Source organism: Hufsiella arboris, from assembly GCF_009834875.1.
GTDB classification, from domain to species: Bacteria; Bacteroidota; Bacteroidia; order Sphingobacteriales; family Sphingobacteriaceae; genus Hufsiella_A; species Hufsiella_A arboris.
In genome coordinates this window covers 77,222-100,670 of record NZ_WVHT01000010.1, presented here as the reverse complement: position 1 = coordinate 100,670, position 23,449 = coordinate 77,222, and the positions used below count along the sequence as shown (strand labels likewise).

Annotated in this window: 20 protein-coding genes; all 20 read left to right on the top strand. The window is 39.3% G+C overall.

The annotated features are described in order from the left end of the window. Positions 1-2,409 (top strand): GumC family protein, encoded by a 2,409-nt coding sequence (locus tag GS399_RS17830; RefSeq protein ID WP_160846015.1) that lies wholly within the window; start codon positions 1-3, stop codon positions 2,407-2,409. A gap of 101 nt (positions 2,410-2,510) precedes the next feature. Then, positions 2,511-3,002 carry a UpxY family transcription antiterminator gene (locus tag GS399_RS17825; protein WP_160846014.1) on the top strand — a complete coding sequence of 164 codons (492 nt, stop codon included), beginning with the start codon at positions 2,511-2,513 and terminating at the stop codon, positions 3,000-3,002. A 610-nt stretch (positions 3,003-3,612) separates the two neighbouring features. Beyond that, positions 3,613-5,427 (top strand): asparagine synthase (glutamine-hydrolyzing), encoded by a 1,815-nt coding sequence (gene asnB, locus GS399_RS17820; protein WP_160846013.1) that lies wholly within the window; start codon positions 3,613-3,615, stop codon positions 5,425-5,427. After that, positions 5,424-6,521: a glycosyltransferase family 4 protein gene (locus GS399_RS17815; RefSeq protein ID WP_160846012.1), complete on the top strand. Its 1,098-nt coding sequence runs from the start codon at positions 5,424-5,426 to the stop codon at positions 6,519-6,521. Before asnB ends, GS399_RS17815 begins: the two co-directional genes overlap by 4 nt. Before the next feature lie 58 nt (positions 6,522-6,579). Then, positions 6,580-7,452, top strand: coding sequence for an ABC transporter permease (locus GS399_RS17810; protein WP_202409501.1), 873 nt, complete (start codon positions 6,580-6,582; stop codon positions 7,450-7,452). 94 nt (positions 7,453-7,546) lie between these two features. Further along, complete coding sequence (locus tag GS399_RS17805) at positions 7,547-8,848, top strand: ABC transporter ATP-binding protein (protein ID WP_160846011.1); 1,302 nt, start codon at positions 7,547-7,549, stop codon at positions 8,846-8,848. After that, positions 8,820-9,230 (top strand): sugar 3,4-ketoisomerase, encoded by a 411-nt coding sequence (locus GS399_RS17800; RefSeq protein WP_160846010.1) that lies wholly within the window; start codon positions 8,820-8,822, stop codon positions 9,228-9,230. Before GS399_RS17805 ends, GS399_RS17800 begins: the two co-directional genes overlap by 29 nt. A gap of 23 nt (positions 9,231-9,253) precedes the next feature. Continuing rightward, positions 9,254-10,420, top strand: a complete 1,167-nt coding sequence (locus tag GS399_RS17795; RefSeq protein ID WP_160846009.1) for an ankyrin repeat domain-containing protein — start codon at positions 9,254-9,256, stop codon at positions 10,418-10,420. Between the two features lies 1 nt (position 10,421). After that, positions 10,422-11,528: a DegT/DnrJ/EryC1/StrS family aminotransferase gene (locus tag GS399_RS17790; protein WP_160846008.1), complete on the top strand. Its 1,107-nt coding sequence runs from the start codon at positions 10,422-10,424 to the stop codon at positions 11,526-11,528. Continuing rightward, on the top strand, positions 11,521-13,080 hold the full coding sequence (locus tag GS399_RS17785) for a glycosyltransferase family protein (RefSeq protein ID WP_160846007.1): 1,560 nt from the start codon (positions 11,521-11,523) through the stop codon (positions 13,078-13,080). The genes GS399_RS17790 and GS399_RS17785 overlap by 8 nt, the downstream gene beginning before the upstream one ends. Positions 13,081-13,102: 22 nt before the next feature. Then, positions 13,103-14,212: a glycosyltransferase WbsX family protein gene (locus tag GS399_RS17780; RefSeq protein WP_160846006.1), complete on the top strand. Its 1,110-nt coding sequence runs from the start codon at positions 13,103-13,105 to the stop codon at positions 14,210-14,212. After that, the gene (locus GS399_RS17775) at positions 14,209-15,126 is read left to right on the top strand and encodes a glycosyltransferase family A protein (RefSeq protein WP_160846005.1); all 918 of its coding nucleotides are present in this window, start codon (positions 14,209-14,211) and stop codon (positions 15,124-15,126) included. Before GS399_RS17780 ends, GS399_RS17775 begins: the two co-directional genes overlap by 4 nt. Further along, positions 15,123-15,935, top strand: a complete 813-nt coding sequence (locus GS399_RS17770; protein ID WP_160846004.1) for a glycosyltransferase family 2 protein — start codon at positions 15,123-15,125, stop codon at positions 15,933-15,935. The genes GS399_RS17775 and GS399_RS17770 overlap by 4 nt, the downstream gene beginning before the upstream one ends. 6 nt (positions 15,936-15,941) lie before the next feature. Further along, positions 15,942-16,910, top strand: coding sequence for a hypothetical protein (locus GS399_RS17765; protein WP_160846003.1), 969 nt, complete (start codon positions 15,942-15,944; stop codon positions 16,908-16,910). 20 nt (positions 16,911-16,930) lie between these two features. Continuing rightward, positions 16,931-18,091: a glycosyltransferase family protein gene (locus GS399_RS17760; RefSeq protein ID WP_160846002.1), complete on the top strand. Its 1,161-nt coding sequence runs from the start codon at positions 16,931-16,933 to the stop codon at positions 18,089-18,091. Beyond that, positions 18,076-18,996 carry a glycosyltransferase family 2 protein gene (locus GS399_RS17755; RefSeq protein ID WP_160846001.1) on the top strand — a complete coding sequence of 307 codons (921 nt, stop codon included), beginning with the start codon at positions 18,076-18,078 and terminating at the stop codon, positions 18,994-18,996. Before GS399_RS17760 ends, GS399_RS17755 begins: the two co-directional genes overlap by 16 nt. Further along, positions 18,981-19,946 carry a glycosyltransferase family 2 protein gene (locus tag GS399_RS17750; protein WP_160846000.1) on the top strand — a complete coding sequence of 322 codons (966 nt, stop codon included), beginning with the start codon at positions 18,981-18,983 and terminating at the stop codon, positions 19,944-19,946. The genes GS399_RS17755 and GS399_RS17750 overlap by 16 nt, the downstream gene beginning before the upstream one ends. Positions 19,947-20,128: 182 nt before the next feature. Then, a complete protein-coding gene (locus GS399_RS17745) occupies positions 20,129-20,938 on the top strand; it encodes a hypothetical protein (protein ID WP_237487989.1) in 810 nt (269 codons plus the stop codon). 102 nt (positions 20,939-21,040) lie between these two features. Continuing rightward, the gene (locus GS399_RS17740; RefSeq protein WP_160845998.1) at positions 21,041-22,147 is read left to right on the top strand and encodes a glycosyltransferase; all 1,107 of its coding nucleotides are present in this window, start codon (positions 21,041-21,043) and stop codon (positions 22,145-22,147) included. 2 nt (positions 22,148-22,149) lie between these two features. Then, positions 22,150-23,436 (top strand): glycosyltransferase family protein, encoded by a 1,287-nt coding sequence (locus GS399_RS17735; RefSeq protein ID WP_160845997.1) that lies wholly within the window; start codon positions 22,150-22,152, stop codon positions 23,434-23,436. Positions 23,437-23,449 lie beyond the last annotated feature (13 nt).

Below are 23,449 nucleotides of genomic sequence, written 5' to 3'. Positions count from 1 at the left end.
ATGGATCAAACTACTGAAACGGTAAAAAAGACCGCCAGCCAGAGTATTGATTTCTGGAAGATTATCAAGGTGTTCCTCAGCCGCTGGTACTGGATCGCCGGATGTTTAGTCATTTCACTGGTTATAGCCTGGCTTTATATCTGGTATACACCGCCGGTATATATGACCTTCGCGTCTTTGAAATTCGATGATAAACAAGGCGCTTTATCTAATGCCGTTCGTACCAGTCCCGATTACTCGTCGATGGGCAATTTTACCGATAAGATCAAGGCGGAAAGTTATGTGATCAAATCGAATGATGTAATATTAAACGCAATAGGCAGGCTGAATTACAAAGTTTCTTATTTTCTTAAGGGGCGGGTACGGACAACGGAACTTTATCCAACCGTACCGTTTACAGTTGACATCGCCAAACAGGATTCGGTAAACTTCAGCCGCGCAATATATGACATCAGTTCTGTGAGCAGTACGAGCTTTAAGCTCGGTGTATCGGGATCAAAAAGCTATAAAACCTATCGTTACGGGCAGGATATCAGCGAGGGAAACATGATCTTCCGGGTTACTACGCCGGTTCCCTCATCCGGGCAATACAGCTTCAAGTTCAATTCCAAATACGATTTCATGGGCCGGGCATTCGGCATCAATACCATGGAAGCAGCGAAGTTCACCAATGTGATGAACCTAAGCAATACCGACCAGAACCCGGTGTTTGCAGCTGACATCCTTAACGCTGTGATGAAGGAATACGTCACTTACGATGCCAGCCAACGGCGCAAGGGAGCACAGCAGACCATCGACTTTATAGACAGCCAACTGGAATTTTTGAATGAACAGGTCGCGGCTTCCGGTACAGACCTGGCACGCTATAAAACACAAAATAATGTCGTTGACCTGAACACCAATACACAAATGGCAGTCGGCAAACTAGGCGACTTTGAAAAGCAAAAAACAGAGTTGAATATCGCCGAGCTTGGCATTCGTCAACTGGAGACACAGATCGCCGGTAACAAGCAGCGCATACAGATCAATTTTGACCTTGAAGGTGAAATAGGCTCCCTGCTCGGAGGCCTTGTGACTCAATTAAATTCTCTTATCGCCAACCGCGAACAGAAACTGACGCAGTTCAACCCGGAGTCGGCCCCTATAAAGGACCTTGACCGGCAAATTAACGAGATCAAACAAGCCATACGCAATAATATCAATTCGCTGCACGAGCGAAATCAAAAGACCATCAGGTATATTGATGCCCAGATTGCCCAGGTTAATCAAAACCTGAACCGGCTGCCCGGAACACAAAAAGAGTTTGCAACCCTGCAATCCAAATTTGATATCAACCAGAAGGTCTACTCCTATCTTTCAGAGAAAAAACTGGAATCACAGATCAGCGCGGCGGCAATTGTTCCCGGCGCAACGATCGTAAACCTTGCACAACCTTCATTCTTCCCAATTTCACCTGTGCCACGGCAGATCTATATTTCGGCTTTACTAGCGGGACTGGCAGCAGGTGCCGGACTGATATTACTAATCCGTATTCTCAATCCATACATCTATGATAAGGAAGCAGTTGAAGGATTGACCACCACACCTATTATTGGAGTGATCAGGAAATTCCCGGAATATATCGACCAGAACAGCAAGCAGGTTCTATCAGTAGAGAAACCGAAATCGGTATTTGCGGAATCAGTACGTTCAGTGCGCACAAATCTTAGTTTTATGGCAAGCCATAAAAAAAGCAAGATCATCTGCGTAACATCCGAAATCTCCGGTGAGGGAAAATCATTTATCACCCTTAATCTTGCCGTAACGCTTGCACTTATCGATAAAAAAGTATTACTGGTTGCAGCGGATCTGCGAAAATCAAAACTGCATAAGGCTTTCGATACAGACAATAAAAAAGGCTTGAGCAATTACCTGTCGGGTAAATACGGATTGGATGAAATTATCGAACACAATACTTCACATGGTATTGATTTCATCTCCTCGGGGCCAATTCCGCCGAATCCTTCGGAGCTATTACACAGCGATAAAATGGTTGAATTATTCGCGATCCTGCAGGACCGTTATGATTACGTATTGTTCGACACAGCTCCGGTGGGACTGGTTTCTGACGCGGTACCGATGATCCGGAATTCTGACATTAACCTGTTCGTGCTTCGCTCAGGTATTTCGCAAAACCGGGCAGCTTCTGTACCGGAAAGAATTTCCCGGGAATACGGCCTGACGAACGTCGCGATTGTATTGAATGCATTTGGCGATGATGCGTTACACGCGAACATCTACACGACTGATTACTCACGTGGAAGCGGCAATACGTATTACTATTCTGATTACTCGGGATATTCGGGAGCCGGCTATTATGAGGATGATAAGAAGTGGTGGGAGTTTTGGAAGAGGGGGAGCAGAGGATAGGGAAATGGTTGATAGACCGTAAATCATAGTTGATGGTTCATGGTTGATGGTTCATAGCTCATGGCTGATAGCTCAAAGCTGACAACTGATAACTAAAAAAAGTGGAAGAGAAAAAGTGGTATCCTGTATATACAAACCCGCGAGCGGAAAAAAGGGCACATGAATTGCTTAGTGCGAAGGGAATCGAGAGTTATCTCCCGCTGAGGAAAACATTAAAGCAATGGAGCGACCGGAAAAAATGGATTGATGAGCCATTAATTCCTTCCTACTTATTTGTGAATATAAATGCTAAGCAACACGCCGAAGTGCTGATGACAAACGGGGTATGTCGTTTCCTGTACTTTTCGGGGAAAATTGCCTCGATGCCGGAGCGGCAGATCGAAGCCTTGAAATTATTACTGGCGAGCGAAGAAGATATCGAACTGACAGACAGAGAGTTCGAAAAAGGGGAAGAAATAATCATCAATGCAGGCCCTTTAAAAGGCTTAAAAGGTGAACTTATCAGCCGTTCTTCACGTAAGAAGCTGCTTATCCGCATCGACCATGTGGGACAGAGTGTGGTTGTGCAGTTGCCGGCGGCGTTTGTAGAATAGGCGGTAAATTTGGAAGTCCGAAAGTCGGGAAGCTGAAAGTCCGGAAGACGAGAAGGTCCGAAAGTCCGAAAGCTGAAAAAAGTCGGGAAGACGAGAGGTCCGGAAGTCGGAAAGCTGAAAGTCAGGAAGACGAGAAAGTCCGAAAGACAGGAAGTTGGGAAGCTGAAAGTCCGGAAGACGAGAGGTCCGGAAGCAATGAGACCGGAGACCGAAAGAAATGCAACATGAGGTTTTCGAGAGTGAGGCTTTCGAATGCATCTTCGTCATTTCGAGGAGGTACGACGAGAAATCTATCCAGGCTAAGCCAGATTTCTCCTGTCGTCGAAATGACGAATAATACTTCGTTCTGATTTGATTCAGAATTCTAAAAAGTCAGAAATGGGACTGACGCGGCGAAGCTGTGCCCGGACCGCGTGATTGGTCACTCTGAGGTTCTCGAAGAGTGGTGCGTGAGGAGTTAGGGAATGATTAGTCTTTACGGGGCCTGACGTCTACCCTTCGAGTGCCTCAGGGTGACATCGGCGACGAGGAATCTACCTAAACTAAGGCAGATTTCTCCTAAGGTCGAAATGACGGGTCGTCGAAATGACACAACGAAATAAAAAACAATATGTGCAGAATTGCCGGAATAGTTTCTAAAAAATATTCGAAAGAGCAGCTTTACGAGTTTGTTAAAGCTATGGCGGATATCCAGGCACACGGCGGTCCGGACGATGCCGGTTATTATTCGGACGAAGAACTCCCGGTTGCTCTTAGTCATAGGCGCCTGTCGCTGCTCGATCTATCGCCGGCCGGACATCAACCGATGTTTGCTCCCGATGAGAGAATAGCTATCGTATTTAACGGAGAGATCTACAATTTTCCTGAACTGAAAAGTGAACTGGTAAAAATCGGGCATCAATTCAAAAGCACCTCGGATACAGAGGTGATCCTGCATGCCTACCAGGAATGGGGAAACTCTTGTTTTGCGATGTTCAAAGGTATGTTTGCCTTCGGATTGCTTGATAAAAATCAACAATGCCTTTATCTCGTGCGTGATCAGCAAGGTATCAAGCCATTATATTACTATCAGAAAGACCAGGAACTGGTATTCGCTTCCGAAGTGAAAGCTTTTAAAAAAGCACCAATTCACCTGGAACCGAGTGAATGGAAAACCGCGTTCTTAAGCTGCGGCCATCTTCCCGCTCCAATGACAACGCTGAAAGATGTATTTATGCTTTCGAAAGGGCATTTCCTCAAATATAATTTCAGATCGGGCGAAACAGTTTTACGCAGTTACAAGGAAGAAAGCCATACTAAGTTACATACGGACCTGGCTGAAACTCAGCAACTGGTTGACGATTACCTTGACCGCGCCATACGGCGGCAACTTGTCTCAGATGCCTCGATCGGTGTTTTTTTAAGCGGCGGAATCGACAGTTCGCTCCTGGCCTTGCAAGCTGCTAAATACCAGGGGAATAATTTACTGACTGTTTCGCTCCATTTTCCAGAGGCTCGCTTTTCCGAAAAGAGTTATCAAAAATTGGTAAGTGATAAACTGCCAGGACAACATATATCCTCGGAAATTACGAAGAAAGATTTTCACCGCTATCTTCAGCAGATTTTAGATGGAATGGATCAGCCTACTACGGACGGAATCAATTCCTGGTTCGTGTCAAAGGCTGCTCATGACGCGGGACTCACAGCCGTATTATCGGGTATCGGTGCCGACGAACTTTTCGGCGGCTACCCTTCATTTAAACGTGTCCAGAAAATCCCGATGGCACGTTCATGGCGTAAATCGATTCAATTTGCCGCTGCATTAACAGGCAAAGACGCTTTAAAAAGAGCTGGGTATTTAAAAAATACGACGAATAGTATCTACGAATATCTATTCCTGAGAGGACTTTTCAATCCGCAGCAAATTAAGAACATAGCAGGAATCAATGGCTGCACACAGGAAAAAGTTCTGGATGGATTGCCTGAACCGGTAAGCCTGAAACCTGGATGCTGGAACGGACAGCTTGCCGCCTGGTACGAGCAGAATTATTTCATGCAAAACCAATTGCTGAAAGACGCTGATTTTATGAGCATGCAGCACGGACTTGAAATACGTGTTCCCTTCCTTGATGACAATTTAGTCGAAATCGCAAACAACCTGGACGAAAAGGTTGTGTTTGATCCGGCAAAACCCGCAAAGCATCTCCTAATCAACGCTTTCGGAAATCTTCTTCCCGAGCAGGTTTGGAACCGGCCGAAGATGGGTTTTACCTTCCCTTTCCAGGAATGGCTGCAGGAGAATGACGCCTATAGACAGTTGAAGAATAGTTATAAAAACAACGCAGAAGTCGAATCAATGCTCCGTGGTTTTGAAGCTGGTAAAATTCACTGGTCGAAACCCATGAGTTTACTGGTAATGAGAAAGTTTGAAGAAAACGCTGCTTGAAAAAGGTCCTGTATGTGGGGTTAAGCTGTTTCAGCCAGACAGGAGGTATCGAGAAAGTGAATCGCGCCTGGTTGAAAGTACTAGATAATCTTCATATCGACAATAAGATTAAGGTAAAAGCGAACGTGCTGCTCGATAAATCCGCAAACGAAAAATACATTGCTACTAATAGGTTTGAAGGCTTTAAAGGAAAGAAACTGTTGTTCACGATAAAAAGTATCAGCCAGGCACTGAAAAAAGACATTTTGGTATTAAGCCATATAAATTTGGCAGTAATCTCAGTTATCGCCAAATGGCTGAAGCCTTCGCTTAAAGTGATCATCCATGCGCATGGAATAGAGGTTTGGCGGCCCCTAAGCAGCATACAAAAAAAAACCTTAGCTGACGCAAACGTGATTTTGGCGGTCAGCAGATTCACCAAACAACAGCTTATTGAAAAACATAAGGTCGAATCTCGGAAAATTATCGTTTTTCCAAATTGCCTTGATCCATTTTTTCCGAAGGTCGAACTGAATTCAAAACCTCAATATTTAAAGGAAAGATATCAGCTTCGCGATCAACCGGTCTTATTCACCCTGGCTCGTTTGTCATCTTCGGAACAATATAAAGGTTACGATAAGGTTATTGAAATCCTACCTGCTCTTTTGGAAAAGCATCCCGATCTACATTACCTGATTGGGGGAAAAGCTGACGAAGCTGAAAAAGAACGTATTGAAAAATTGATCAAAGAAACCGGCGTTCAGAAGCATGTTACGCTAACCGGGTTCGTTACCGATGAAGAATTGAGCGACCATTATCAATTAGCCGATGCTTTTGTAATGCCCAGCGAAGGCGAAGGATTCGGTATTTCTTTTATTGAAGCGGGTGCTTGTGGAACTCCATCCCTGGCCGGAAACCGGGACGGAAGCGCCGATGCTGTTATTGAAAATCAAACAGGCATGCTTTGCGATAACCGCGATCCCAAAAGTATCGAAGAAATAACTTCAAAACTGCTAAGCCGACAATTAAATCCGGTCGATATACAAGCAGCAATTTTCGAAAAATATGGTTTTGAGCAGTACAGGGAAAAGATTTCCGATTTACTGGTTGCATGAATCGTCCGTCATTGCGAGGTACAAAGCAATCTGAATTATCACCTGATTTAAACAACAAATGCAAACCGCAGAAAACATAAAAACACAAGAAGAACACTGGGACCTGGAGATAAAACCCAAAACCAACCTTCTCGACCTGCATCTTCAAGATGTTTGGCATTATCGAGACCTGATGTGGTTATTTGTCCGCCGGGATTTCGTAGCCCAATACAAGCAAACTGTCTTAGGGCCGGTGTGGCACTTCATTCAGCCGATCCTGACAACGATCATGTTTTTACTTGTCTTCGGTAAGATTGCGAAAATACCAACCGACGGTATTAACCCTACACTTTTTTACATGTCAGGCATTACCATCTGGAATTATTTTTCGACCTGTCTGACAAGTACTTCTAACACATTCACATCCAATGCCGCTATATTTGGAAAAGTTTATTTCCCAAGGCTGGTTATTCCCTTATCGGTTGTGATATCCAATATCGTAAAATTTGGCATCCAGTTTTTACTGTTGCTGGTCGTGATGATCTATATGCAGTTTAACGGTTACCCGATTCATTTAAGCTGGTATTGGTTAACGATTCCTTTAATACTTGCGTTAATGGCTGGCATAGGCCTCGGCATGGGAATCATCATTTCGTCCGTTACCACCAAGTATCGTGACTTCACCGTTCTTTTAGGATTTGCCGTGCAGTTGGGCATGTATATCACACCTATCGCCTACCCGCTTTCTTATTTACGGAATAAGAGCTATAAATGGGTGATCGACCTGAATCCTTTAACCGCAGTGACAGAAGCGTTTCGTTTTGCATTATTTGGTAAAGGAACTGTTGACCCTAATGCCATGATTTACAGTATTGCGTTTATGTTTGTTGTTCTGTTTGTCGGAGCTATCCTTTTTAATAAGGTGGAAAAAACGTTCATGGATACTGTTTAATGTCATGCTGAGCGGAGTCTAAGCATTGACAGCGAAATAGATTAAAAATATCACTCTCTTAAAGTATTTGAGAGAACAAATAACCGATTAATAAGTGAGTAATACCGTCATCAAAGTAGAAAACCTAAGCAAGCAATACCGCCTCGGCCAAATCGGCACTGGTTCGCTGTCGCATGACATTAATCGTTGGTGGCACACCGTTCGTGGGAAAGAAAATCCCTATTTAAAAATCGGCGAAGCGAACGACCGTACCAGCAAAGGCGAAAGCGAATACGTTTGGAGTCTTCGGGATATTAACTTTGATATCCAGCAAGGTGATGCGGTAGGAATCATCGGACGCAATGGCGCAGGAAAAAGTACCTTACTCAAAATCCTGAGCCGGGTTACATCCCCTACTACCGGCGCCGTAAAAGTTAAAGGACGTGTAGCAAGTTTATTGGAAGTGGGTACCGGCTTTCACCCCGACCTGAGCGGACGGGAAAATATTTTTTTGAACGGCGCTATCCTGGGCATGCGCAAAGAAGAGATTAAACGAAAGTTCGATGAGATTGTCGATTTTGCTGGTGTGGAACGTTACATCGATACACCTGTAAAACGCTATTCTTCCGGAATGTATGTACGCCTGGCCTTCGCTGTTGCTGCACACCTTGAATCGGAAATACTGATTGTAGACGAGGTGTTAGCTGTTGGAGATGCAGAATTCCAGAAAAAATGTTTAGGAAAAATGGGTGATGTGAGTAAGGGAGAAGGACGGACAGTTTTGTTTGTAAGTCATAATATGGCAGCTGTAAAGCAGCTTTGTACAAAAGGAATTGTCTTAAAAAATGGTGGACTTACTTTTTCAGGAAACCACCTGGAGGCCATTAATTATTACCAAAGCCTTAATAATTCTATTTCCTCATTCCACCATACCGGTAAGTTAGAAGAAGCTCCTGGAAATGACGATATTCGTATTCTTTCATTTTCTGTTTTGCCGTTAAACGGAAATGAAATTTCAATTTCATCGGGTTTTAGCTTTAAAATAAAATTTTATAACTCAAAATCCGGCATTAACCTAGACACTACTTTTGAGCTTCGCACCATTGATGATGTTGCTGTATTTCATCACGCTAAACTTATAACCATACATAAGGATTCGAAACAAGGATATTATGTTGTTGAGGGGGTTATTCCCTCAAATTTGATAAATGCAGGAATTTACAAATTCAATCTGATTTTCGGAGAAGATCAACGTTACGCATTATTTACCGTTGATGATTTTATACAATTTGAAATACTTAATGAAAGTTTCGGCTCAAATAACAACATATTACCTGGTGTTATACGGCCTGAGATAAAATACAATTTGGAATATTCTGAAAACAATTATGAGCCAGCCTTACCTCATTCAATTTGAGTCGATAGGATCATCCGAGCTTGGCTTCATTTCAGTTGGCCAGGAATTTGAAAACATACCTTTCTCTATTAAGAGAACCTATTGGACCTACTATACCCCGCAAAGTATTAAAAGAGGCGGACATGCTAACATTGACAAAGAACTTGTTTTGGTGGCTGTCTCAGGAAATATTCGAATTACGACTGAATTGATAGATGGTTCAAGAGCGGAATTCAAACTTGAAAGCCCGGACGTGGGCTTATATTTACCTAAACTTTGCTGGCACACTATGCAATATTCGCACAGCGCTGTCCAGTTAGTAATTGCTTCAAATGAATACGACGAGGCGGATTATATTCGCGATTACAATCAGTTTATAAACTATTTTGCGATAGAAAAATGACAATCTGCGTAGCCGGGAAAAATTTGATAGCGGTTGAAGTCTTGCAATATATTCAATCAAATTTCCCTGACCTAGAAGTAATCGCAATAGCTAATTCTACTGATGATGGTGTAAATAACTGGCAGCCTTCTTTACGTCATTATTGTAAAAAAAATAATATACCCGTTGTTCAACTAACAGATGTTTATGAAATTGCTAACCTTCTTTTTCTTTCACTTGAATTTGATAAAATAATACAACCGGAGTTTTTTAAAACCGACAAGCTTTTTAACATTCATTTTTCTAAACTACCCGCTTACAAAGGCATGTTTACATCGATTTTGCCAATACGTAATGGCGAAATTGAGACCGGTGTTACATTACATAAAATCGATTCTGGCATTGATACCGGTGATATCATTGATCAACAAATCATCCCCATAAATTTAGAGCTAACAGCAAGGCAGCTTTATGAAAAATACTTACAGGCGGGAATTGACTTAATAAAAAAACAATTCGCAGCTCTAGTTTCCGAAAACAGGGATTGTTTTACCCAATCAATAATTGGCAGCAGCTATTATTCAAAGAAAACTATTGATTTCGGCAATTTAAAAATCAACTTAAATAAAACGGCCTTTGAAATTCATAATCAAATAAGATCATTAATATTTAGAGATTACCAATTGCCGATAGTACATGACCGAAAAATTTACAAGTCGATATTGCTGTCCGTGCCTACAAAAGGAAAACCGGGGACTGTTGATCAGGAAGACGACTTTTACAAAGTTCTTAATACCATTGATTACCAGGTAGGGTTATACGTTGATAAAGAAGATGAGTTATGGAACGCAGCCAAAACCGGTGACATTGACCAAATCGAATATTTGAGCCAAAATGGTTACCCTTTGAATATTCGCTCCAAGCAAGGCTGGGATGCGCTAATCATAGCATGCTACCATCTTCAAACAGATTTTGTAAAGTATTTACTAAATAACGACTGGGATATTAACACAGCTAATTACAAAGGTACCACAGCCGCGATGTATACGATGACTGCTGCAAGCAAAACTAATAATCTAGAGCTCTTGAGTTTTATACTAACTCAAAGTCCTGAGTTGCAGAAGCCAGATGACTCGGGGAAGAATATTTTTGATTATGCTGTAGAATACGGTAACTCCGCCGTTATTGAACTCTTAAACAGCTACTATTAACGTGAATATACCATTCCTTTCATTCGACCATATTAATAAGCGTATTAAATCTGAGATAACAGCTGCTTTCGAGGATTTTTTTGACGATGCCTGGTACATTTTGGGCAATCGGGTAAAAACATTTGAAGAACAATACGCAAACTTCAACCAAACGGGGTATTGCGTTGGGTTAAGTAACGGCCTTGACGCACTTCATATTGCGTTAAAGACGTTAAATATCGGCTTTGGCGATGAGGTGATCGTGCCATCAAACACATACATTGCTACAGTTTTAGCCGTATCTTACGTAGGTGCAACACCCGTTTTCGTTGAACCGGATATAAAAACCTATAATCTCGACCCGTCACTGATCGAGGCTGCGATAACGCCAAAAACAAAAGCGATCATGCCGGTCCACTTATATGGACAAGCCTGCGAAATGGAAAGTATCAAGACAATCGCCGAAAAACATAATTTGTTTGTGATTGAAGACAACGCTCAGTCGCAGGGTGCAGCATTTAAGGGAAAGTTAACTGGAAGTTGGGGTAATATTAACGGCACCAGCTTTTACCCCGGAAAAAATCTTGGCGCTTTTGGCGATGCCGGAGCTATAACTACGGATGACAAAGAACTTGCTGAAAAAGCAATGTCTTTGAGAAATTACGGATCAAATAAGAAGTATGTCAATGATATAATCGGCCACAACATGAGGTTGGATGAATGTCAGGCCGGATTTCTTTCCATTAAGTTAAAATACCTTAGAGAATGGACCACGCAACGGCAACAAATCGCGGCTTGGTACAATGAATATTTAAAAGACGTCCCGGGAATTACCTTGCCTGAAATTCATAAGCACGCTACACATGTTTATCACTTATATGTGATTAGAACTAATAAACGCGATGAACTTCAACACCGTTTGGCGGATCATGGCATTGGCACGTTAATACATTACCCAATCCCGCCACATTTGCAGAAGGCTTATCAATATCTTGGTTTTATAAAAGGTGATTTTCCAATCTCGGAAGAGTTAGCAGATACTTGTCTAAGTTTACCAATTTGGCCTGGAATGACTGAAAGACAGGTTGAGTTTATCTGTAGCAAAACTTGCAGTTTTTGCAATGAGTAAAGAGTACATATTTCGAAATAAAATTTATTTTGATAATTGCCTAAAATCGGCTGAACGGTTGATAGATCGAGGTAAATTTTCTTCAGCCACACATTTATTAAAAGATTTGGCAACGTTTGCATATGGCAATTGCACTGGTTATTATACAAACTGGAAATTAGAAAGCCTACTTATTCAAATTGGCAAGAACTTAACAAATGAAAAGGAAGATTTTGTTTTTGTAAATGATATCGATAAAAGTAACGGTTTAAAAATATTACATATAGCTACTACAATTTACGAAACTGGTGGGCATACCAGGCTGTTAACAAATTGGATAAAAAATGATCCCGAAAACACTCATGGTTTGGTTCTTACATCACAAGTTGATCCCTTACCATCGCTTTTACATGAGACTAATCATTTGCTTTTTAAATTTCATTGCCTAGACGTAGAGTCATCTATTTTAAGCAGGGCAGAATCTTTAAGAGTAATTTCAAAAAGCTTCGACTTGATAATATTACATATACATCCTGACGATATAATTCCAGTCATTGCATATTCAGTTGACGACTTGCCACCGATTGCTTTTATGAATCATGCCGATCACATTTTTTCAGTTGGCATGTCGGTTTCAGATATAACATTACAGATAAGACCATCCTGCATCGAAGTTGACGAAGAACGCCGAGGTAGTAGAAACCAATGTTTTATTCCTATTCCTGTTGAAATAACCTCTAACGAGAGGAAATATGATACATCAACTGCTAGGAATATTCTTGGTCTAAGCTCGAATGAAAAAATACTTTTGTCTACAGGCGCTGCTTATAAGTTTACCCCCAGCGAACGCCATAATTTTTTTGCATGTGCAATCACGGTGCTCGATAAAAATCCAGTTGCCAGGCTGGTAATAGCTGGTATTGGCAAGGAAGATGAGCTTGCAGTTAGATATGACCACCCTCGAATCACATATTTAGGTTTAGTTAGCAAAGATGATCTTGCCATATATGAGCAAGCTTGTGATTTATACATTGAAAGCTTTCCCTTTGCATCATTTACAGCAATGCTGCAAGCTGGCTTATTGGGGAAGACAATCCATTTAATGCCTTCGCCATTCTTTCTTTCAAAATTTTTCAAGAGCAGGTATCCGTTTGAGTACGCTTCCGATGCAAATGAATGGATTAACAAGCTTGACAATTTATTAAAAGATGATGTCGCATTTAAAGACATTCAGGACGATCAATATTCCCTGCTATCAGTTGAATATACAAAAGCAAATTGGCAAAAATGGGTTTCAAGCTTTTATTGTAAAGCTAGAAATATAAAGCACATAACAACAATATCAAAAAAGTCAAAACATTACTTTGGATCTAACGAGACAGCATTAAGCTTACTTGATTTTCACTACAGTATTCCTCCGCTAATAAGATATGTTGATCTGAATTTCATAAATCGCTTAAAGCAGGTATTTTATTTTATTCAAACAGGTAGAAGCCTTAAAGAGATCGGAAGAAAGAAGATTTTAGATTTTCTTTTTTTACCTACACGAATTCGTCTAATTAATCTCTTTTAATCTTCCTATAAATTTGAAATTTATGTTTCGCGCTCTAGCATATTACCTTCCCCAATATCACCCTATTCCGGAAAACGATAATTGGTGGGGAAAAGGTTTTACCGAGTGGACAAATGTAACTAAAGCCAAACCACTTTTTCAGGATCATTATCAACCTCGTTTTCCAACTGAACTTGGTTATTATGATTTAAGAGTGCAGGAAGTTCAGAGACAGCAGGCGGAATTGGCGGCTGATTACGGAATTGAAGGCTTCATTTATTACCACTATTGGTTTGGTAACGGAAAAACTTTACTAGAGCGCCCCCTTCAAAACATATTAAATTCAAATGAGCCCGATTTTCCTTTCTGTTTATGCTGGGCAAATGAAACATGGAAAGGTATATGGTTTGGAAATACAAACCCGGGTGTATTAATTGAACAGACTTATCCGGGAAAGGACGATTACGTTTCTCATTTCGACTACTTGCTGTCCGCCTTCCAGGATCCAAGGTATATTTGCATAGAAGGAAAGCCAGTATTTAATGTATATATGCCGGGCTCCATACCTGATTTAAAGTTGTTTACGGACACGATACGAGATTGCGCTCATAAAGCCGGGTTGCCGGGTATCTACCTGTTGGCCTCAAGATGCCCTGCAGATTGGAATCCGGATAAAAATGGTTTTGACGGTGTAATTGGCTCTGAATTTTCTACTATGAGGTACTATACGGCAAAGTATTACGAGTCTGCCAATCCCGTTGAGAAAGTTTATAAAAAAATTAAAAATAAAGTTTTTGGCCATCCTGAAATCAATCTTGAAGTTCGTAAGAAACCAATAATTGTTGAATATGAAAAGGCAATTAATTACTTGCTTCCAAAAGAAAAGTTCGATTATGATTATTTCCCATGTGTCATTCCAAATTGGGATAACACGGCGCGGTCAGGAACAAAAGGTCTCGTTTTCCACAATTCAACCCCTGATTTATGGAAAAGGCACTTACGACAAGCTGCAGACTATGTAAAAGCAAATAACGAGGATAAAAGAATTCTCATTATTAAATCATGGAACGAATGGGCGGAAGGTAATTATCTTGAACCTGACGCAAAGTTTGGAAGGCAGTATCTTGAAAAGTTAAAGGAAGTGGTCGGTTGAAAAAAGAGCCTATAGTATCTGTTATTATGCCTGCCTACAATGCCGAACGTTATATCCGGGAGAGTATCAATAGTGTAATAGTGCAAACCTATGAGAATTGGGAACTAATTATAATTGACGATGGATCTTCCGATACAACAGCGGATATTGTAAAAAAGATCGCCGCCACTGATGATCGAATTCGATATTATTTCCAGGAAAATGGAAAACAAGGTAAAGCGAGAAACCTGGGGATTGAAAATAGTAATGGATCTTACCTCGCATTTTTGGACGCCGACGACTTATGGAATCCTGAAAAGCTTAAAATTCAAACAGACTTTCTTGCGAATCATCCTGAAACAGATCTTGTTTTTTCACAAGGATATGCGCTACAAGAAAAAGTTGCAACCGACTTTAACGTACTCGTGAAAAATGAATGGAGTCAAAATGATATTGGTCTATTTATCAGCGGTAACCAAATTCCAATTTTATCAGTCCTTGTAAAAAAAGAGGCGATATTAACGGTTAATGGATTTGAAGAGAATCCTACTATCCAGAATGTCGAAGATTATCATTTGTGGCTGAAGCTTTTATTGTCTGGAAAAAGATTCGCTTCTATCGACGCCAGGTTATTTTATTATCGCATCCACACTCTCCAAAGTACTTTCTCGAATGAGAACATTGCTGTTCCTACAATAAAAATGTTTGAGTTATTACGAACTACAAGCAACTTATCTAAGTGGGGTCATCAGATTATCCAAAGGATTAAATGGGGAATTTTCAATAAGGATACCGCCAGCTTGGTATTCGTTATAGTACTAGAGCTTTCAAAAAAAATAAATACTCCTATTCATAAAATATTGGGCCTTCTTCAAAATTTGCCTAACACAAAACTGAAATACAAACTGGCTTTTAAGTTAGCTTCTTTTTTATGAGTCCTGACTTTTCAATTATCGTACCTTGCTATAATCAGGCACAATTCCTATCTGAAACATTGCAATCGGTACTTAGTCAAACTCACTTCAATTGGGAATGCATAATAGTAGATGACGGTTCACCCGATAACACCGAGAAGATAGCACTTGAATGGGTTAAAAAAGATCGACGTTTTGTATATCTGAAAAAAGAAAATGGTGGGTTAAGTTCCGCAAGGAATGCCGGTATTAAGATTGCAAAAGGAGAGTTTATTTTGCCACTTGACGCAGATGATTACATAAGCAGTTCATATCTTGGAAGTGCAAAAAAAGTACTGTTTGCGAATGATCACATTAAACTTGTATATGGCAATGCAATTAAATTTGGCGCGGTTAACTGCAAATGGGAACTCGAAACATATTCATATCATGGCTTACTTGAAGGGAATTTAATCTACTGTTCAGCTATCTATCGAAAGAAAGATTTTGATAATACCAACGGCTATGATGAAAGCATGAAATCAGGTTACGAGGATTGGGATTTTTGGCTGCAATTACTAACCGAACAAGATAAAGTTCATTTTTTAGAGGAGACAGTTTTTTTTTATAGGATAAAAAACGAGTCGATGCTCCAAGCCATAAAGGATGAACATTCAAGAGAGCTTAGAAATTATATTTATAACAAATACAAAAGCCTCTACGAAAAATATTGGGATGACCCGATACTCGTAAAGCGCAAAAACTCACAGTTGACTAGAATGTACAAGAATTCACTGGATTACAAATTGGGGAATTTTTTGATTAACCCTTTGCGTCGGATAGTTAAATAAATACCTATGAGCACAATTGCATTTACTATTTGTTCCAATAATTACCTGAATAAAGCACTTGTTTTATTAAAGTCCATTAAAAGCCAGAATGCAGTTCCGGTTTATCTATTTCTTGCTGATGAAAAATCAGATCAGATTAATTATGCTGGATTGGGCTTTGAAAAGGTTATCACTCCAGATGAATTAGATATTCCTAACCTGCAGTGGCAACTGGAAAACTATAATGTTGTAGAGTTTAACACAGCTATCAAAGGTGTCGCTTTTAAATACTTGTTTAAACACACCGGTGCCAGCACTGTATATTATTTTGACCCTGATATTAAAGTATATCGGCCGATTAATGCCTTCGAACAATTTTGGGAAAATACTTCTATACTTTTAACTCCTCACATTTTAGAGCCGATCCCGTTTGACGGTTTATTTCCCGGCGAGAATCTCTTTTTGAATCATGGCATTTATAATCTAGGGTTTCTTGGACTAAAAAGATCTGGATCTTCCGATAAATTTCTGAACTGGTGGTGTGAGCGATTGGCAGAAAAATGCGTCATCGATCTTAAAGAAGGTTACTTCACTGATCAGATATGGTTTAATCTTGTACCCTTGCTTTTTAAAGATGTGACTGTTGCTGAACATCCAGGGTTAAACGCAGCATACTGGAATCTTCACGACCGTTCAATCAAACTCATCGGTGGAAATTTCAAAGTAAATGATACTGAAGATTTATTCTTTTATCATTTCAGTAGTTTTGATAAATTTTTAAAGCAACTTATGCCAAGAGCGGATGGGCGGTTTACATTTGAAAACAGGCCAGAAATGATAAAACTGTATACAGATTACCTTTATGATCTTCAAAAAGAGAACAGTCATGACTATAACAGCATAAATTATTATAATTCTAAATATCCTTTTCAAATACCGAGTGTTTCATTGGCAAAACGGATTACTAACAAAATTATCAGGGAAATAAAGAACTGAGATCAAATTCAGGATTTAAAATGAACATCCTCTTTATTTCTGAAATGCTTCCGTTAGATACTTACGCTAGTGAGGTTGTTTTTTTCAGGCACTTTAAAAAGTTGGTAGATGAAGGACACAGCATTCATGTTGTAACTGACCATAATTCGTATCAACGAAGAAAAAAAAAGTTAGACAACAACTTTACCGTTCATTTACTTCCGAACAGAAAATGGTATTATCCCCCATACCATGCAACCGGCGTTTCGCAAAAAATAAGATTTTGGGATTATTTTAACAACCATGTTAAACAAATCATAGAAGAATATCAGATAACAAATTTGGTTGGATATGTATACGGAGATTTTTTAGCGCCATTTTGCGCGTTTGTTCAGGAAAAGACACAAATTCCATTGATAAGTTTTTTTCACGATGATACTCTTGAATTGCATAACCATAAGTCATCGTATTTAATGAAACTAAATACTGAAAAGATATTGGATGCAAGTAAGAAAGTTTTTATCGCTTCAGAAGCCTTCAAAGATAACTGGCCAGAGTATTCGCAAAAATTCGAAATACTATACCCTATTCCGGGTGAGATCGTTGCATTGACTCAAGCTTCTCTAAGAAAGCAGTCAAAAATTTTATCTATTGGATACTCCGGTTCCTTATATACTGAGATTATTCCTTACCTCGACAAATTATCTGCATTATTAGAGGAAATGGCTATTTCATTGCATTTAATTGGCAATAACGAACAAGCCAGATTTTTATGTACCAAATACAAAAATGTCACATACAGAGAGCTGTTTGAAACCGCTGATGAATCTAATCAATATCTTCTAGAAAATTGCGATGCATGCATTATTCCTTATCCCGAAAAGATTGACGAAATGCCATGGATAAAAACCTGTTTCCCAAGTAAATTTATTCAATATACTCGATTAGGTATTGCTACAATTACTATTGCACCAAAAGAGTCTGCTTTAGGAAATTGGAGTATCAAAAATAAATGGCCATTGTATATTGAAAGCTACGAATTGGAAAGCTTAAAGCATATTATTGATAATTCTGACATTTTTGAAAAAGCTAATGTCAAAATCACAGAGTTCAACAATTATTTTAATCCAGAAACAATACATTTGAAGCTTTTATCAGAATTGCTATTTACCTATGATTCTATAAAATGTTCCAAAAATTAGTAGATAAAATCTATCGGGAACCAAAGTTTCGTTGGCAGGAAATGAATCGTTTTGGAGGAAAAAAAGCTTACGAGCAAATGCTGGCTGGTAAAACAGAAATGGAAAGCGCAAGTTATTCTTTTTCCCCAATAAAATGCTTTCATGATGGTTTACCGATTTACTTTTTAACAGGAAAAAAATATTTATATCAAACCTTATTCTGTTTAAAGTCGCTTTCAAAATACTGTAACGAAAAATTCTGCATATATCTGGTAGACGATGGCAGTTTTGATGCAGAATTAATTTCTCGGGTAAAACGCCAGTTGCCCGGAGCCATCATTATTGATAGTAAGACAATTGAAAATAAGATCGCTAACTATCTGCCTAAAACAACGTTCCCGGTTTTGAATCGTAAGCGAGCTGAATATCCTCATATAAAAAAGCTTACAGATGTACATTTATTCGACGGCGGGCCGGAGTTCAAACTGGTACTTGATTCCGATATGCTATTTTGGGCTGAACCCGAGGAACTAATTGCATGGCTAAAAAACCCTCAGCTTACACTACATATGGTAGACTGCATGGAATCTTACGGCTATCCAAAAGCAAAACTTGAAGCAATCTGTAATACCGTAATTCCCGATCTTGTAAATGTTGGCGCCATCGGTTTAAAAAGTAATAATATTAATTGGGAAAAGCTTGAATACTGGGTTGATGAACTCGAAAATAGTGAAGGTAAATCGTATTATTTGGAGCAGGCCCTCTCAGCTATGATTATAGGAAGTACACCTTCTGTTGTCTTAAATTCAAATGATTATATCGTTAATCCATCTGAAAAAGATGTTAACACCTGTAAAGGTACGCTGCAACATTATGTTGATCTATCAAAAAAGGATTATTTCAATATCGCATGGAAAAAAGTCTGACTTGTGAAGAGAATTCAGTTTCCATCTGCATCCCATGCTACAATGCATCCTCCTATATTGAAACGACTCTCGATAGCCTCTTAAATCAGTCGCATAGCAACATCGAGATAATAATTGTCGACGACTCGTCGACCGATGATAGCTGGGAGAAGATTTCGAAATTTAAGGACTCCAGGCTGAAGATTTTCAAGGCATTAAGAAAAGGCGCGTCGGCAGCCAGGAATCAAGCTTATCAAGAAAGCAGTGGGAAATATATTGTATTTTTCGACGCGGATGACTATGTGCAACCAGATTTTATACAATCTCAAGTCAACATGATTAGCGGTTCAACCGACGATGTTGTAGTTTCCTCATGGGGAAGATTTTACAACAATAAAATAGAATCGTTTACTAAGGATCAGTTCATTATAAAAGAAAATTTAACTTTTTATCAGTGGATAGCCGATTATTGGATGTTTTCTAGACATATGACACCGCCGGGGCGAGTATTTGTCCCACGCAAACTTATCGCCAGCGCTGGTTTGTGGAATGAAGATCTGACTCTAAATGACGATTTCGATTTTTATTGCAGGATTTTCGCAGATGCTGGTCATATTTTATACAATGATAAAGCTACATTTTTTTACAGGTCCGGTATTGGAGGGCTGTCTTCCAGAATAATTGGTTGGCAGTATCAGCGTTCAAATTTATCATCATTAATATCTGGTATAGACCAGGCCCTAAAACTTTTCCCCGAGGATCAAAAAGTAAAATTGTCATGTGCAAACATGCTTCAAAATTTCATATACGAAAATTACCCAGCTAATTCAGACTTGATCAATATTGCATCAGAGAAGATTAACAAGCTGACCAAACCCACCATAGGTTTTCAAGCTGGCGGCATTACTAAAAAAATGGTACGTTTACTTGGCTGGAAACTAACCAAACAAATAAAAAACATTATCAATTAATTTTGAAAAAACACTGTTCTCTTAAATAAATGTATAACTGGTTAAAAACAAAATACTATAACCTCATTCGAAGATTTTACATAAGACGTTTCAATGTTCAACTGGCAAATACTATCTCATATAAACTTGACGAATCTGAATTGTTGACGATTTCTGTACTTACAAGTCACAATTCAATAAATATGGCCCTAGCTACGTTGAAGAGTCTTTACAGGTTTCTTTCTATCAAATATCCGTTGGAAATACATGATGACGGCTCATTGACTGCATCTGATATTAAGTTATTAGAAACATCTTTTTTAGGAGTCAAAATCATAGTTAGACAAGAAGCTGACCGAATTATTAATGAATATTATTTACAAAATAATTTTTCTAACCTAAAAAAATTCAGAGAAAAAGCAAATGTTAACTTGCAATCGACTGACCTGGCTTTTTTTTGCAAAACACGCTATTGTCTTCAGGTCGACACCGACATTTTATTTTTTAATAATCCATATTTTCTTGAACCTGATTTCATAGAGCAACTGATCAAAAATGGAAGCGTTAATAGTTTTTACAACGTTGATCGGGGTCCAGCATATTCATATTCCAGTGAAGATATGGAACGCTACCTAAATAAATCAATACCATATCAATTCAACGCAGGGTTGGTACTGTTTCCCAACAAAAAAATAGTCTTCAAGTACTTGGAAGAGATACTATCCCATGGTCTAATATCAAAAAACAACTGGACACAAAGTCAAACCGTCCAATGTATGGCACTTCAAAAACTAGGAGATTGCTTTCCAATGCTCGATACAGTTGATGTGTCTTACAGGATGCATACACAGCATCCAACCTTTGACGCTAACCTTTACAGTTCTCTAGTTGCGGAGCACTATTGTGCATGGGCCAGGAATTTATATTATCTAGATTATATTGAGAAAGTCCATCCTTTTGTAAAAGTTCACTCTGGGTACAGAGAATATTTCTATAATTTGATAAATCATTAAAAATTTCTTGGTATTTAAATTAGGCTTATAGGAATTATCCGATAAATTTTATTGAATGCGATTTTATTCATAATCTAAAAATTACTGCCTATTTACTCCAACATGAAAAAATGCTATTTCATCACTGACCAAAGATATATCAGCTCCAACAATGCCGAAGGCGGTGTAAAACTTTGTACAGTTGAATTTTTAAACCTTTTCAAAGTCGGTTATGATGTAGAGGTTATAGAAGTAAAATTCCGAAAAGACTTTGCTTTTAAAATTACTGCAAAATTAGGAGTCGATGCATATAACTTATATTCAGAAAAAGAGTTTTTGGCTAAGATTGAGAAAATCCAGGTATTGGAACCTACAGTTTTTGCCTTCAATATGACCCAAACGATGAATTTGACCAAAATTGTCAAGCAACGATTTGGAAATCTAGCGAAAGTTATCATGCTTTCCCATGGAAACGATTCCGGGGACTTTGTTCATAATTTTACACGTTTTAACTCCAGTCAACCATTACTCAAACGGATAACCTCATCTTACAAGCTTGGAAACTTGCTAAAAAAAGAGGCGAGTTATAAAAAGGACTATATCGATCTAGTTTTAACTGTTTCTCCGGTTGAAGATGCTATAGAAAAATGGCTGAATGCTAAGCAAACAATGATGATCCCACGTGTCATCACAGCAACAACCATCAAACATACCCCTAAAAGAGGCAGAATCGGCTTTATTGGCGATATGACGCATCATCCAAATTATTACGCAATAGAGGCAATTGCAAATAAACTACAACAAGAAAATATTGCCGTAGATTTTGTATTGATTGGAGGTGGAGGTGAAACCCTGCCAGTCAAGTATCCATTTATTCGTTACCTCGGGTTTTTAGAAGAAGATGACCTTCGCGCGGAGGTCGGAACCTGGTCGTTCTTTTTAAATCTTGCATTTTACTATTCCAGGGGAGTAAGCACAAAATTAGGCAAGGCCTTGGGACTAGGTTTGCCCATAATTTCAACTGCTATAGGTACTCGTGGATACGAATGGAAAGAAGGCCAGATTTTAGTCGGTAACAACCCGTCAGAAATCGTTGAGCTGATAAAATCAGAAGCATTTGATCAGCAAAAAATTGACGAAGCAATACGACAGACTGAATTGATCGCTAAATCTTCTCCCACTCATTCACAAATACTCAATAAATTAACCCCCCTTATTGATTCGCTTTAATATTGAAAAAAGTAATCATCGTTTCCCCTCATTTTCCACCATCTAATCTTGCGGCAGTACACCGCAGCCGCTTATTTGCTAAGCATCTGCCTGAATTCGGCTGGGAACCGATTATCGTTACTGTGGACGAAGCTTATTATGAAGAGGCTTTAGATCCTAATCTTGTAAAATTATTACCAGCCAGCCTGCGTATTGAAAAAGTCGCCGCTAGCAGCACAAAGAATATCCGTTTGATTGGCGATATTGGCATTCGTGGCTTCAGACAAATGCTTAAAAGAATTCTTTTCCTTTGCAGCAGCGAAAAAATAGATTTCTTATACATTCCGATTCCGTCCAATTTTGCCGCTCTACTTGGCCCGATAATATCACGTAAGACCGGTATTCCATATGGCATTGATTATATCGACCCATGGGTGCACCGGTGGCCAGGAACTGAAAAGAAGATCAGCAAAGCCTATGGCAGTATGAAATTAGGCGAATGGCTTGAACCCCTGGCGGTAAAAAAAGTAAGCCTGATTACCGGAGTGGCTCCGGGATATTACGAGGCGGTGCTTGAACGCAACCCGCATTTAAAAAATAAAGTAGTCACTGCGTCTATGCCTTATGGCGGCGAAGCAGAAGATCACTTAATGGTTGAACGGTTGGGCTTAAAACCTTATCTCTTCAAAAAGGAACCCGGCACCTTCGACTTCGTGTATGCCGGTGCTATGTTACCAAAAGCCTATAAACCACTTGAAGAAGTCCTTAAAGTATTAGCTGCCAACCTGAAACATTTCGAAAATATACGAATCCATTTTATTGGAAGTGGTTATTCACCCAATGATGCTCAATCATATAATATTAAAGCGCTGGCTTCGAAATACGGACTTTGGGAAAGCGTTATTTTTGAATACCCAAAACGTATTCCTTATTTAGAGGTACTTACACATTTAAATGCTTCCGATGGAGCGTTTATCATTGGGAGTACCGAAGCGCATTATACCCCTTCAAAAGTTTATCAGGCGGTATTAAGTCAAAAACCTGTTTTTGCTGTGCTTCACCAGGCTAGTTCGGCATGTAAAGTAATTGAAAGTACCGGAGCTGGCCTCACACTTACGTTTGATGGGGAAGCAGGTTTAGATAAGATTGGTAAATTTTTATTAAATAAGTGGACAAGCTTCCTAGCCTTTAGGGAAACGTTTGATGCCAGTCAAATCAATCAGAAAGCTTTTGATGCTTATTCGGCGAAAAATGTGACTAGTATTCTCGCAGATGCGCTGGCTAAAGCTATATCAAATAAACCAAGTTAAATTAAACCATAAA